Origin of the sequence: Dickeya sp. Secpp 1600 (assembly GCF_003049805.1) — a bacterium.
Lineage (GTDB): Bacteria > Pseudomonadota > Gammaproteobacteria > Enterobacterales > Enterobacteriaceae > Dickeya > Dickeya fangzhongdai.
Map to the genome: position 1 here is coordinate 753,630 of NZ_CP023484.1, position 13,948 is coordinate 767,577.

Genomic DNA, 13,948 nt, shown 5'->3' on the forward strand with positions numbered 1-13,948 from the left:
TTTCTTCCGGGCTGCCTGGATAACGACAATGTCGTGCATGGTTAGTTTGTTAAAACTGGCTGGTATGGCAATCAAGAAGATATTCATAATGACTCAACAAACCTTTACCAGGGAATTGTTCCACCCCCGCTACTGGCTGCTGTGGTTCGGCCTTGCCGTGCTGTTTCTGCTGGTGCAGTTGCCTTATCCGCTGCTGATGCGGTTGGGCAGTCGACTGGGGCGTAGTTCCCGTCATTTTCTCAAGCGTCGGGTGAGTATTGCCCGCCGCAACCTGGAACTGTGCTTCCCCGATATGCCGGCATCACAACGTGAAGTGATGCTGGAGGCGAATTTCGCCTCGCTGGGGATGGCGTTGATGGAAACCGGCATGGCCTGGTTCTGGTCGGACAGACGAGTCAGAGCGTGGTTCGACGTCTCCGGCTTCGAGAACCTTCAGCAGGCCGGGCGCGAACAGCGCGGCGTGATGGTGATTGGCATTCATTTTATGTCGCTGGAACTGGGCGGCCGCGCTATGGGGCTGTGTCAGCCGATGATGGCGATGTACCGGCGGCATAACAATAAACTGATGGAACTGGTGCAGACCTGGGGGCGATCCCGCTCCAACAAAGCGATGATCGACCGTAAGGATCTGCGCGGCATGGTGCAGGCGCTGAAAAGCGGCGAAGCGGTGTGGTTCGCTCCCGATCAGGATTACGGCCCGAAAGGCAGCGTGTTCGCGCCTTTCTTTGCGGTAGAGCAGGCGGCGACGACCTGCGGTACGGCCACCATCCATCGTCTGGCCAAACCGGCGATAATTACCACGGTACTGATTCGCAAGCCGAACCGGCAAGGGTATCAGCTGGTGATTGAGCCGGAACTGGAAGATTATCCGAGTCAGGATCAGCAGCAGGCGGCGCAGTACATGAATCGGGTGATTGAGCGGGAAATCCTGCGTGCGCCGGAACAGTATTTATGGCTGCACCGTCGCTTCAAGACCCGCCCGTGCGGCGAGGCGTCGCTGTACCGCTAAGGCCAGACGCAAAAAAAAGTGGCTGCCCGAAGGCAGCCACAAGAAGGAGAGAATGACTGATGATTAACGAAACAGCGCGTAGGGATTAACACCGCGGTAGGTTTTGCCCAGCGCTTTTAGGATTTGAGTGATTTGACGGACAATACTCATGGTGTTTCCCCCATACGCATAAAAGAATTATTGGTTGAAAGTACCGAAGTTGATGGTGAAGTTTTCAAACATGGCGATAATTTTGTGCAGCAGTTTCATTGTCGTATTCCTCTGTGTGATTCATTATTTCTGTGACGTTGTTCACGGTTTTAAAGATACACCCTGCTCAGGGAGTGGTCAACTTTTTTGTGATGCGCGTCACAAAAAGATGAACGAGTAGTCTACTCTGACTGAACCGCGGTTTTATTTTCTTTCATACTCAAGATGTTGCTATTCGAACGGTGGCGAAGAGCCGTTGGTCTGATGATCGCGGCAACGGCATGCGGCGTTTGGTTTGCGTCATTTTCAGCGCGACCACGGCGTGAATGCGGGGAATAGCAGTTGAAATGGATGTCCCGAAGGCAGGATAATCTGCCGCCTCAACAACAACTGGCAGGATTCAGCCGCTTTGTAACGCAACGGTTAATCGTTTGCGTGTCAGGCTGGAGTGGGAAAACGGCAGGCTGTCCGGCGTCTGGCAAGGGGCGTCGAATCACACCGTTTTCACCGAATACTGGCCAAGTGCCGGTCACGGCGCTTGATAACCATAACGTTTGAACCATAACGTTTGATAACCATAAAACGACATTTCAGGGGATACACCATGTCCAATACCACTCGTCAGGCTGACGATGCGGCTCGTCCCGCAGGCGCGCTTGATGCCTTTTTCAAGATTACGCAGCGCGGCAGCAGCGTTCGTCAGGAAGTGCTGGCGGGCCTGACTACTTTTCTGGCGATGGTTTACTCGGTCATCGTCGTGCCGGGCATGCTGGGTAAAGCCGGATTTCCGCCCGCAGCGGTGTTTGTGGCGACCTGTCTGGTGGCCGGGTTCGGTTCACTGCTGATGGGATTGTGGGCCAACCTGCCGATGGCGATCGGTTGTGCGATTTCGCTGACCGCGTTTACCGCCTTCAGTCTGGTGCTGGGCCAGCATATCAGCGTGCCGGTCGCGCTGGGCGCCATCTTCATGATGGGCGTGCTGTTTACCGTGATTTCCGCTACCGGCATCCGCTCCTGGATCCTGCGCAACCTGCCGATGGGCGTGGCGCATGGCGCAGGCATCGGTATCGGGTTGTTCCTGCTGATTATCGCCGCCAACGGCATTGGTCTGGTGATCAAGAACCCGATCGACGGCTTGCCGGTGGCGCTGGGTCACTTCACCGCGTTTCCGGTGATAATGTCGCTGATCGGTCTGGCCGCTACTATCGGTCTTGAAAAACGCCGCGTGCCGGGCGGGATCCTGCTGGTGATCGTCGCCATTTCAGTCATCGGTCTGATTTTTGACCCGAACGTGAAATATCAGGGGCTGTTCGCCCTGCCGAGCCTGACCGATGCTAACGGCCAGTCGCTGATTTTCAGCCTCGACATCAAGGGCGCGTTGCAGCCGGTAGTGCTGCCGAGCGTGCTGGCGCTGGTGATGACGGCGGTGTTTGACGCCACCGGCACCATTCGCGCAGTGGCCGGGCAGGCCAACCTGCTGGACAAAGACGGCCAGATTATCAATGGCGGCCGCGCGCTGACCGCCGACTCCGTCAGCAGCATTTTCTCCAGTCTGGTGGGAACGTCGCCGGCGGCGGTATACATTGAGTCCGCAGCGGGTACTGCCGCAGGCGGTAAAACCGGTCTGACCGCGACCGTAGTGGGCGTGCTGTTCCTGCTGATCCTGTTCCTGTCGCCGCTGTCTTATCTGGTGCCGGCTTATGCCACGGCGCCGGCGCTGATGTATGTCGGGTTGCTGATGCTGAGCAACGTCTCCAAACTGGATTTCAACGACTTTGTCGACGCCATGTCCGGCCTGGTGTGCGCGGTATTCATCGTGCTGACCTGTAACATCGTCACCGGCATCATGCTGGGCTTTGGCTCGCTGGTATTAGGCCGTCTGTTCTCTGGCGAATGGCGTAAACTCAATCTCGGCACCGTGATTATCGCCGTAGCGTTGGTGGTATTTTACGCCGGCGGCTGGGCGCTCTAAGCCGTCTTTTATTCCACACCATGTAATAAGGGGAACGCGGGTTCCCCTTTTTTGTTTCTCTGTGCCGAAAGCGCTGTTTTTTTGTCTTCGATTCCTGTTCATTGCTTTGTATCTTGTTATTATTTCAACAGATCATCCACCGGATGGTGCAGTCGGCGCCCGATGGCAGCTACCCGACCTCCTTTCATGTAACGGCAAGCAACCAGGGAACACATGGAAATATTTTTCACCATTCTGATTATGACGCTGATCGTTTCTCTTTCAGGCGTAGTGACGCGCATCCTGCCTTTCCAGATACCGCTGCCGCTGATGCAGATCGCTCTGGGCGCCATGCTGGCCTGGCCGCAATTCGGTCTGCATGTCGATTTCAATCCCGAGTTGTTTATGGTGCTGTTTATTCCGCCGTTGCTGTTCGCCGACGGCTGGAAAACCTCGACACGCGAGTTCCTGCACCATATGCGTGAAATTCTGGGACTGGCGCTGGTGCTGGTGGTGATTACCGTGGTGGGTATCGGTTACCTGCTGCACTGGATGATCCCGGAAATGCCGCTGGTGGCCGCCTTTGCGCTGGCTGCCGTCCTGTCTCCCACCGATGCGGTGGCCCTGTCCGGTATCGTCGGCGAAGACCGGATCCCGAAAAAGCTGATGGGGATCCTGCAGGGCGAGGCGCTGATGAACGACGCCTCGGCGCTGGTGTCGCTCAAGTTTGCGGTGGCGATCGCCATGGGAACTATGGTGTTCACGGTTTCCGGCGCGACGCTGGCGTTTTTGCAGGTGGCGCTGGGCGGCCTGCTGGCCGGGATCGGCGTTACCTGGGTGTACAGTAAATCCCTGTCGTTGCTCGGCCATCAGAACGATGACGATGCCGCCACCCAAATCGTATTACTGCTGCTGTTGCCGTTCGCCGCCTACCTGATCGCCGAACATTTCGGCGTATCGGGCATTCTGGCGGCGGTGGCGTCGGGGATGACCATCAGCCGAACCCAGCTGTTGCGGCAGGCGCCGCTCAACATGCGGCTGCGCGCCAACGGCGTGTGGAACATGCTGGAGTTTGTGTTCAACGGCATGGTGTTCCTGATGCTGGGGCTGCAATTGCCCGGCGTGATTGAAGAGTCGATTGTGCAGGCGGAGCTGGATCCGACCATCGAAACCTGGATGCTGTTCGCCGATATCGCCCTGATCTATTGCGCCTTGCTGTTGCTGCGGTTTGCCTGGCTGTGGCTGATGAAGCTCTACAGCCGTTATGTACAGAACAAACGCCCGATGCTGTTCGCCGACTACACCTCGCGCGAGATCTGGATCAGCACCTTTGCCGGCGTTCGGGGCGCCATCACGCTGGCGGGTGTGCTGTCCATTCCGCTGTTTCTGAGCAGCGGCGAGCCGTTCCCGTCCCGCTATCAACTGGTGTTTATCGCCACCGGCGTGATTCTGTTTTCACTGCTGTGCGGTGTGATGGCGCTACCGCTGCTGCTCAGGGGCATTACGCTGACCGACCACAGCGTGCAGAAAAAAGAGGAACGCATCGCGCGGGTAACGATGGCGCAGGTCGCTATCGATAGCCTGAAGAAAATGCAGGAGCGACTGGCGGCGGACCGGGAAGAGAACCTGGACGATCAGGTGCTGGCGGAGGTGAGCGCGCGCGTCATCGGTATGTTGCATCGTCGCGTGGCGGGCACCGACGAGCTGGAAAACAACATGGCGGTGGAGAATCTGGAACGGCGCTTCCGTCTGGCCGCCGTCAGCGCAGAGCGCGCCGAACTGTATCACCTGCGCGCCACGCAGCGCATCAGCAACGAAACGCTGCAGAAAATGCTGCGCGAACTGGATTTGCTGGAAGCGGTACTCAGCGAGAAAGTGTAAAAAAAACCGGGGAGCACGCTCCCCGGTTGTCGTGAGTATTGTGGAACTTAGTGAGATGACCCTTTGGAGATGCCAAGGCCGGTTTGCGAACGGATGAACTGCGCCTTGAACTTGCCGCGTTCTTCGACGGCGTTGGCTGAATTGTCGGTAATCGAGAAAAACCAGATACCGATAAAGGCCACCAGCATTGAGAACAGCGCCGGGTATTCATACGGATAAATCGGGCTGGCGTGACCGAGGATTTTCACCCAGATGGTCGGCCCAAGCACCATCAGCACTATCGCTGTCAGCAGCCCGGCCCAGCCGCCGATCATGGCGCCGCGGGTGGTCAGTTTGGACCAGTACATCGACAGCAGGATAATCGGGAAGTTACAGCTGGCGGCAATCGAGAACGCCAGTCCTACCATAAAGGCGATGTTCTGATTTTCGAACAGAATACCCAGCAGGATGGCGATGATCCCCAACGCCAGCACCGTGAGTTTCGATACCTTCAGTTCGTCGCGCTCGGTAGCCTGACCCTTCTTGATGACGTTCGAATACAGGTCATGCGATACGGCTGATGCGCCGGCCAGCGTCAGCCCGGCCACCACCGCCAGAATGGTGGCGAAGGCTACGGCGGAGATAAAGCCGAGGAAGAAGTTACCGCCTACCGCATTCGCCAGATGTATCGCCGCCATATTGTTGCCGCCGATCAGCGCGCCGGCGGCGTCTTTGAACGCCGGGTTGGCGCCTACCAGCAGAATCGCGCCGAAACCGATGATGAAGGTCAGGAAGTAGAAATACCCCATAAACCCGGTGGCAAAGAACACGCTTTTGCGTGCTTCACGGGCATCGCTGACGGTGAAGAAACGCATCAGGATATGCGGCAGGCCGGCGGTGCCGAACATCAGCCCCAACCCGAGCGACAGCGCGGAAATCGGGTCGGACACCAGCCCGCCGGGTTTCATGATCGCAATACCTTTCGCGTGAACCTTGGTCGCTTCGGTGAACAGGCTATCGAAGCTGAAGTTCACCGTTTTCAGCACCATGATCGCCATGAAGGTGGCGCCGCACAGCAACAACACCGCTTTGATGATTTGTACCCAGGTGGTGGCCAGCATGCCGCCAAACAGCACGTACATCACCATCAGAATACCGACCAGCACCACTGCGATGTGGTAATTCAGCCCGAACAGCAACTGAATGAGCTTGCCGGCGCCTACCATCTGGGCAATCAGGTACAGCGCCACCACCACCAGCGAGCCGCAGGCGGACAGCGTCCGAATCGGTTTTTGCTGTAACCGGTAGGAGGCGACGTCGGCGAACGTATAGCGGCCCAGATTGCGTAACCGCTCTGCAATCAGGAACAGGATGATCGGCCAGCCCACCAGAAAGCCGAGCGAGTAGATCAGGCCGTCAAAGCCGGAGGTGTAGACCAGCGCCGAAATGCCGAGGAACGAGGCCGCGGACATATAGTCGCCGGCAATCGCCAGCCCGTTCTGAAAGCCGGTGATGTTGCCGCCCGCGGTGTAGTAATCGCTACGCGAGCGGGTGCGTTTGGAAGCCCAGTAGGTGATGTAGAGCGTTGCCGCTACAAACAGTACGAACAGTGCGATGGCCTGAATATTCAGTGGTTGCTTCTGGACGTTGCCGGAAACGGCATCCGCCGCCTGCGCCCATATCGGTAGCCCCAGCAAAGCGGTCAGCAGGAAAATGCGGCTTTTCATTTTTGCACCTCGTTGAGCAACTCTTTGGTCAGGCGGTCAAATTCGCCATTGGCGCGGTAGACATAAATACCGGTAAGCACAAAAGAGATAACGATGAGCCCAATACCCAACGGGATGCCGCGGGTCGTCCCCGCGCCGGGCGCGATCGGCGTCCCCAGCCAACCCGGCGCAAAGGCGATCAACAGAATGAAACCGACGTACAACACCAGCATGATCAGTGAAAGAAAGGCGGCAAAGCGCTGCCGTTTCTGGATCAGTTCTTTAAATAGCGGGTTATCTTCAATCCGTTGATAAATGAGATCATTCATCATAAATCTCCAGTCAGATAAGTCGCGTCGCCCTTACGGGCGGCTGTTTTTTTAGGTGCCACCACACACCAGACGGCGTAATGCGATCTGGTGCGGGGGCGCTGTTTTATCAGATGACAGTTAGGACGGTGTGTGATTCATGGCTTGTTTTTCTTCCAGCAGTTTCTCTACCACGCCAGGATCGGCGAGGGTGGAGATATCCCCAAGATTGCTGGTATCCCCGGCTGCAATCTTGCGCAGAATACGGCGCATGATTTTGCCGGATCGGGTTTTCGGTAGCGCATCGGTCCAGTGCAGGATATCCGGGGTGGCGATGGGGCCGATCTCTTTACGTACCCAGTTGCGCACTTCGGTATACAGCTCGCTGGTAGGTTCTTCACCGTGATTCAGGGTGATATAGGCATAGATCGCCTGCCCCTTGAGGCTGTGCGGAATGCCGACCACCGCCGCTTCGGCGATTTTCGGGTGCGAAACCAGCGCGGATTCGATTTCCGCCGTTCCCAGCCGGTGGCCGGAAACGTTCAGCACGTCGTCCACGCGGCCGGTGATCCAGTAATAGCCGTCTTCGTCGCGGCGTGCGCCGTCGCCGCTGAAATACATGCCTTTGAAGGTGGAGAAATAGGTCTGTTCAAAGCGTTCGTGGTCGCCAAACAGCGTGCGCGCCTGACCGGGCCAGGAGTCGGTAATCACCAGATTACCTTCGCAGGCGCCGTCCTGCGGGTTGCCGAGGTTGTCCACCAGCGCCGGTTGCACCCCGAAGAACGGCAACGTCGCCGACCCCGGTTTGGCTTCGATGGCGCCCGGCAACGGGGTGATCATGAATCCCCCGGTTTCCGTCTGCCACCAGGTGTCGACGATCGGGCAGCGGCTATTGCCGATTTTCCGGAAGTACCATTCCCAGGCTTCCGGGTTGATGGGTTCCCCCACCGAGCCCATGATTTTGAGCGACTGACGCGAGGTGCCTTCTATCGCCTTGTCGCCGTCCGCCATCAGCGCGCGAATGGCGGTGGGCGCGGTATACAGAATATTGACCTGGTGTTTGTCCACCACTTGCCCCATACGGCTGGCGGTAGGCCAGTTGGGTACGCCTTCAAACATCAGCGTAATAGCGCCGCAGGCCAGCGGGCCGTACAACAGGTAACTGTGACCGGTGACCCAACCGACGTCGGCGGTACACCAGTAAATGTCGCCGGGGTGATAATCGAACACATATTTAAAAGTGGTGGCGGCGTACACCAGATACCCGCCGGTGGTGTGCAACACCCCTTTGGGTTTACCGGTGGAGCCGGAGGTATACAGGATAAACAGCGGATCTTCGGCGTTCATTTCTTCCGGCGGGCAATGATCGTCCGCCTGAGCGATCAACTCATGCCACCACAGATCCCGATCGTTTTGCCAACTGCCGGGATTGCCGGTGCGGCGGAATACGATCACATGATTGACGCTGGTGACTGCCGGGTTGCGCAGGGCTTCGTCAATGTTCTTTTTCAGCGGAATTGCCCGCCCGGCGCGAATGCCTTCATCGGCGGTGACCACCAGTTTGGCGTTGGAATCGACAATACGGCCGGCGATGGACTCCGGGGAGAATCCACCGAAGATCACCGAATGCACGGCGCCGACGCGGGCGCAGGCCAGCATCGCCACGGCGGCTTCCGGCACCATCGGCATATAAATAGCGACCACGTCGCCTTTACGGATACCTTTGGATTTCAGTACGTTGGCGAAACGACAAACCGCCTGATACAGCTCGCGGTAAGTGACTTTTTTGCTTTCTCCGGCGTCGTCGCCTTCCCAGATGATCGCGGTTTGATCACCTAGCGTGTCGAGATGGCGATCGAGGCAGTTGGCCGCTACATTTAATGTACCGTCCTCGAACCAGCGGATACGGACATGGCCCGGGTCAAAAGAGGTGTTTTTAACCCGTTGATAGGGTTTGATCCAATCAACGATCTTGCCTTGTTCCCGCCAGAAGGCATCAGGATCCTGCACAGATTCCTGATACATCTTTTTATATTGTTCGGCGGTGATTAAGGCGTTTTCCGCAATGGCGGCGGGTATAGGGTGCTTATTATATTGGCTCATAGCGCTTCTCCTTAAACATTGTTAATATTATGTCAATCAATAGTTAATAACAGTGAGCCATTAACATTTGTTTCTTTTTTGCGCGATGGATCACGCATTGCAGGAAAGAGCCGAGACGTTTGCTTTTAAAGATAGTCTGAGTTGGCGGCGGCATGGGCCGGAAGCAGTTAAAACACACAAGTTTGTGCGACTTTTCTCACATTTTTGTCACTTATGTGTCGTTCTTTGAATTCGTAAAGGGAATAGTTAATGAAAATGACTATTTCATCGACATTAACTATCATTAATAAGAATTTGATCGGACGATATGATCAAACAAGCAAAAGATCGGCCTTATTTGGACGATCGACTTCCGGCGAAAGCAGATATAGTGCTAATGATCCCTAAAAGGGTGACATTTAATGCCTCTATTTCGTTACGAAATTGTTTTAGTTGTAAACAATTTGTAGGCAATAAATGGACTGATTATTGTGATAGATAATTTCGACTTTCAGTCCGCCGGAAGACGTGGGATATAATTTACCAAAGTATAATATCTATATTGTTTGGACTGCATAATAACGCAGGAAATTAAGTTCTTGCTCAGAACGTCCTTTGTCCCGGTTGGCTGAATTCTAATTATATCAACGGTTTAATTATTGCATTTACCAGGTAATTTATCTGGTTGACTTTAAAACTATCCCCGGACTCCCCGAGCCGTCCACATTTAGGCAGTTTCAGGGGGGATAGATTTCACATAGCAAGAAGCAGAGGACATATGAGTCTGATATTTGGGCAGAATGAGATCATGAGTATGTTAAGCGCCCCTGTTCACAATGATAGACGAGCGATCGCAGTCATTGATGACAAATGCAAGATACTCTGCGCGAATTCCGCATTTAATGCACATTTTGGTTTGCGCACCGGCGCCACAACGCCGGCTTCCATTGACGAAGTGCTCCCCGTGAATGTGCGGTTCGCGTATCAGGATTTCATGACCAACAACGATCTGCTCAGTACGCATGTCGCCTGGGATCTCCTGTCTGACGGGTTTGCCAAAAAGCCGCTCAGTACGCTGTCGTTTTCCAAGTTGAATGTGGAAGATCGGGTATTGTCGCTGTTAATCCTCAACCAGGATGATGGCGACATCACCACAACCATGGCGTCATGACGCCGGATGTCCGGAAATTAAACGCACACCGTATCAATTCATTCATTGATGTGATTTTTTTGTGTTTTCATGTCGGCTATTATCAAGCGTCCTAATGATAGCGCTATTCTCTTTCTTTTTGTGTTGTTTTTATATCGATACGTTTCGATACCTCACTCCACGATCAAGCTAATAACAAATCCATATTTAAATACACTTCTTAGCGTTAAGTGTCTTTTTTACATAATCCATAATAAAATGGACAACAGAAAAAGATTCTTTTTTTACTCACCTTCAATAATGGCGACATAACGTTGCAAGGCTAATTATTCGCGGCTTGTTCGGGTTATTTTGCCGGAATATCGCAGCGCTAAAGGCGCTTTATTCCCGCTTGTCGCGGTGTAGCCGCCCGTTGAATCAGAAGCTGCGCGAAAATTTTTTTGATCGGCGGTTCCCTTTTGACGTGACTGGTTTGGCATAGCAATCAGGTGGTGCCTGGGACGTGATGCGGTTGTGTCCCTGGTCTATGCATGAGTGCGGTGAATAGACACCGCCAACGGCGTTAAAGACCACATGATTGATGCTGAAAATTCGATACTGAAGGGGAATCACTATGTTGACATATCGTACCCGCCTGCTTCGGGCCGGGGTGCTGGGGCTATCCGTGTATGCGGCGCTGCCCGTGGGGGTGAGTCAGGCGGCATCGGCCAACGCCGTCACCCGGACTTACGCCGTTTCCGCCGGGCCGTTGAACCAGGTGCTGAATCAGTTTGCACAGCAATCCGGGGTACTGCTTTCTTACGATCCGGCGCTGACCCAGGGAAAAACCAGTCAGGGCCTGCGCGGTTCCTTCAGTGTTGAGCAAGGGTTTCAGTCCATCCTGACCAATAGTGGTCTGCAGGCGCAGGTTGGCGCGGATGGAACGGTTACGCTGGCGAAGCAGACGACGGCAACGCCCGCCGCCGCGCCGGCGAACACAGCCGCCAAAAACGAGCAGATAGTGGTGACCGCGCCGCCAAATACCGCCCTGAAGCTGGACACGCCCTTGTCGGAAACGCCCCGCGCCGTCGCAGTCGTGAACGCACAGCAGATTGAAGAGCGCGGCGCCAAGAAGATCGATCAGGCATTGCGTTACAGCGCGGGCGTGCTGGCGACGCCCTACGGGCCGGACAATAAGACCGAATGGCTGGTGATCCGCGGCTTCAGCGATCTTTCCCGCTTCCAGAATGGGCTGGCTACCCTGAACGAAGACGGGTTTTATACTCAGCAGTTGGAACCGTTCGGCGTGGAACGCATTGAGGTACTGAAAGGCCCGGCATCGGTGCTGTATGGTCAGAATCCGCCGGGCGGGCTGGTGAATGTGATCACCAAGCGTCCGACGCGCCTGCCGCAGGGGCAGGTATCGGTAGAGTACGGCTCCAATGATTACCGTCAGCTGGCGGTGGACAGCTCCGGCCCGCTGAACGATGACGGCACGGTGCTGTACCGGGTGGTCGGCACCGCGCGCGATACGTCCGGCGAAGTGGATTTTGCCGACAGCAAGCGGTTTTACCTCGCTCCCAGCCTGACTTTCCTGATGGGCGACGATACCGAACTGACGCTGTTGAGCAGCTACATGGATACCCGTTCCGGGATGACCAATGGCTTCAAGACGCCCTACGGCACCCTGCACGACACGCCCTACGGCAAGGTTGGCTACAAGACCTCGCTGGGGGAACCGAGCCTGAACCGGTTCGATAGCCGCCAACTGAACCTCGGGTATGAGTTCACGCACCACCTGAACGATACCTGGACCTTCCACCAGAACACGAACTACACCTACCTGAACATGGACCTGCGCGGGGTCTATGCCATGGGCCAACTGGACGATCGTACCGTTAATCGTGGGCTGACCTACCGCGACGGCTTTGCGCAGAATTGGTCGGTGGATAACCGCATGGTAGGCGAATGGCGCTGGGGCGATATCGACAATACCCTGTTGCTGGGCGTTGACTACCGTCGCGCCAATACCCAGAGCCGCGATGCGGATCTGTCGCCGTACAACGCCTCGCTCTACCAGTTCAACAGCGCGCCGCTGGACATTTTCAGCCCGGTCTATGGCCGTTACACCCTGAGCGATAACCAGCTGTCCAATCACCGTTCCGGTCGTCATCAGAACGGTTACTATGTGCAGAACCAGATCAAGTATGACGATCGTCTGATCCTGCTGCTGGGCGGCCGTTACGACGACGCCAAATCCTACACGCGCAACACGATCATGGGGATCGACTCCCGCACCAGCGACACCAAGTTCACCAAAACGGCTGGCGCGATGTACCTGTTTGATAACGGCATTTCGCCGTATGTCAGCTATGCCGAGTCGTTCCAGCCGCTGGCGGATTATGACGCCTATGGCAACCAGTACAAGCCGACCATGGGCAAACAGACGGAAGTGGGGGTGAAGTATACCCCGCAAGGGTTCAACGGTTATGCCTCGGCGGCGCTGTATAACCTGCGTCAGGAAAATATCCTGACCACCGACGTCAATAACCCGAGCCGTCAGGTGCAGTCGGGCGAAGCGCGTTCCCGTGGGATCGAGCTTGAACTGAGCGGTGAAGTGTATAAAGGCGTGACGTTAACCAGCAACTACACCTATAACAATGTGGAAACCACCCAATCCGGCGTAGCGGGAGAAAACGGCAAGCGGCTGCCGGGGTTACCGGAACATATGTTCTCCACCTGGGTGAGCTACGCGTTCAGCGGCCCGCTGGAAGGGCTGACCGTCGGCAGCGGCGTGCGCTACATCGGCAGTTCCTACGGCGACCGTCTGGAAAGCGCCAGCCTGAAAGTCCCGGCGTATACGCTGTGGGATGCGATGATCGCCTACGATGTGACCAAGAACTGGCGCGTGCAGGTTAACGCGACCAATCTGGCGGATCATCACTATGTCAGCGCCTGTAATTTCTGGTGTTATTACGGAGAAGGGCGTGATATTACCGCCAATGTGACGTATCGCTGGTAATTACCCTAAATAATTCGAGTTGCAGGACAACTCGCTCGCGTGTTGAACAATGCAATGCGCTGGCCCTTAGGGCAAGGCTCATTAAGAGCCTTGCAACGCGGCAACCGAGCGAGGGCCGCCAACGCGCCTGCAACTTGAAGTATGACGGGTATAAACGATGTATCAGGCAGTATCCCGTTATATTTAACGGCGGGATATTGCCTCTTACATGCAATATTTATCATCTGATTAATCGACGTCATATTTATATATTCCCGCAGGTTGCAGGCTAATAAAAAAATAAATGAATTAACCAGGGTATACGCCTGAACCAACGTCGCTGCTGCAGGTGTTCCGACGGCGCCAGTCATACCGATACCAGCCTGCCGTGATGCGTCACGATGCACTTCCAATTGATAAATTGTCTTTATCTATAACGACATTGGACCTTCCGGTAGCTGCGCCTCGCCTGCCGCGTTCCCGTACGTTTCCTGCCTGTCTTTAACCTTTCAAATGATAAGGGATAGATTTTTCCTCGTGATAATGCTCACAAGGTTATGGGCGTTTGCCTAATTTTCCATGTCATAATTTCATCATATGGGAGATATTGCCTAATGACTAAATGAAATACAGCCACAATAATTTAAATAAAACATGGTTTTTCTTTAATTAATACATGGTTCCTTTTTTGTGATGTTGATCTCTCTGCCGTA

8 protein-coding genes are annotated in these 13,948 nt (G+C 55.1%); 5 read left to right on the top strand and 3 right to left on the bottom strand.

The window, feature by feature from the left end:
• Nucleotides 1-85: 85 nt before the first annotated feature.
• The 3 genes from lpxP to CPA59_RS03555 all read left to right on the top strand — a co-directional run bounded on the left by lpxP (nucleotide 86) and on the right by CPA59_RS03555 (nucleotide 5,030).
• On the top strand, nucleotides 86-1,009 hold the full coding sequence (gene lpxP / locus CPA59_RS03545; protein WP_100850402.1) for a kdo(2)-lipid IV(A) palmitoleoyltransferase: 924 nt from the start codon (nucleotides 86-88) through the stop codon (nucleotides 1,007-1,009).
• Nucleotides 1,010-1,802: 793 nt separating this feature from the next.
• The gene (locus CPA59_RS03550; RefSeq protein WP_038662216.1) at nucleotides 1,803-3,170 is read left to right on the top strand and encodes an NCS2 family permease; all 1,368 of its coding nucleotides are present in this window, start codon (nucleotides 1,803-1,805) and stop codon (nucleotides 3,168-3,170) included.
• 213 nt (nucleotides 3,171-3,383) lie between these two features.
• Nucleotides 3,384-5,030: a Na+/H+ antiporter gene (locus CPA59_RS03555; RefSeq protein ID WP_038662213.1), complete on the top strand. Its 1,647-nt coding sequence runs from the start codon at nucleotides 3,384-3,386 to the stop codon at nucleotides 5,028-5,030.
• A 47-nt stretch (nucleotides 5,031-5,077) separates the two neighbouring features.
• Here the strand turns inward: CPA59_RS03555 and actP are convergent, their stop codons facing one another.
• From actP to acs, 3 genes are all read right to left on the bottom strand, one after another.
• Nucleotides 5,078-6,736, bottom strand: coding sequence for a cation/acetate symporter ActP (gene actP / locus CPA59_RS03560; protein WP_038917877.1), 1,659 nt, complete (start codon nucleotides 6,734-6,736; stop codon nucleotides 5,078-5,080).
• The gene (locus tag CPA59_RS03565) at nucleotides 6,733-7,044 is read right to left on the bottom strand and encodes a DUF485 domain-containing protein (protein WP_038917878.1); all 312 of its coding nucleotides are present in this window, start codon (nucleotides 7,042-7,044) and stop codon (nucleotides 6,733-6,735) included. The genes actP and CPA59_RS03565 overlap by 4 nt, the downstream gene beginning before the upstream one ends.
• A gap of 120 nt (nucleotides 7,045-7,164) precedes the next feature.
• Nucleotides 7,165-9,126: an acetate--CoA ligase gene (gene acs / locus CPA59_RS03570; protein WP_038917880.1), complete on the bottom strand. Its 1,962-nt coding sequence runs from the start codon at nucleotides 9,124-9,126 to the stop codon at nucleotides 7,165-7,167.
• 757 nt (nucleotides 9,127-9,883) lie between these two features.
• Between acs and CPA59_RS23250 the strand changes: the two genes are divergently transcribed.
• Both CPA59_RS23250 and CPA59_RS03580 read left to right on the top strand, forming a co-directional pair.
• Nucleotides 9,884-10,276: a transcriptional regulator gene (locus CPA59_RS23250; RefSeq protein ID WP_100848948.1), complete on the top strand. Its 393-nt coding sequence runs from the start codon at nucleotides 9,884-9,886 to the stop codon at nucleotides 10,274-10,276.
• Between the two features lie 592 nt (nucleotides 10,277-10,868).
• Nucleotides 10,869-13,256, top strand: a complete 2,388-nt coding sequence (locus tag CPA59_RS03580) for a TonB-dependent siderophore receptor (RefSeq protein WP_107758705.1) — start codon at nucleotides 10,869-10,871, stop codon at nucleotides 13,254-13,256.
• Nucleotides 13,257-13,948 lie beyond the last annotated feature (692 nt).

Bases quoted from the DNA above. Each gene is read 5' to 3' on its own strand.
- CPA59_RS03555 (WP_038662213.1), top strand. From the start codon at position 3,384: ATGGAAATATTTTTCACCATTCTGATTATGACGCTGATCGTTTCTCTT.
- actP (WP_038917877.1), bottom strand. From the start codon at position 6,736: ATGAAAAGCCGCATTTTCCTGCTGACCGCTTTGCTGGGGCTACCGATA.
- CPA59_RS23250 (WP_100848948.1), top strand. From the start codon at position 9,884: ATGAGTCTGATATTTGGGCAGAATGAGATCATGAGTATGTTAAGCGCC.
- acs (WP_038917880.1), bottom strand. From the start codon at position 9,126: ATGAGCCAATATAATAAGCACCCTATACCCGCCGCCATTGCGGAAAAC.
- CPA59_RS03565 (WP_038917878.1), bottom strand. From the start codon at position 7,044: ATGAATGATCTCATTTATCAACGGATTGAAGATAACCCGCTATTTAAA.
- CPA59_RS03580 (WP_107758705.1), top strand. From the start codon at position 10,869: ATGTTGACATATCGTACCCGCCTGCTTCGGGCCGGGGTGCTGGGGCTA.
- CPA59_RS03550 (WP_038662216.1), top strand. From the start codon at position 1,803: ATGTCCAATACCACTCGTCAGGCTGACGATGCGGCTCGTCCCGCAGGC.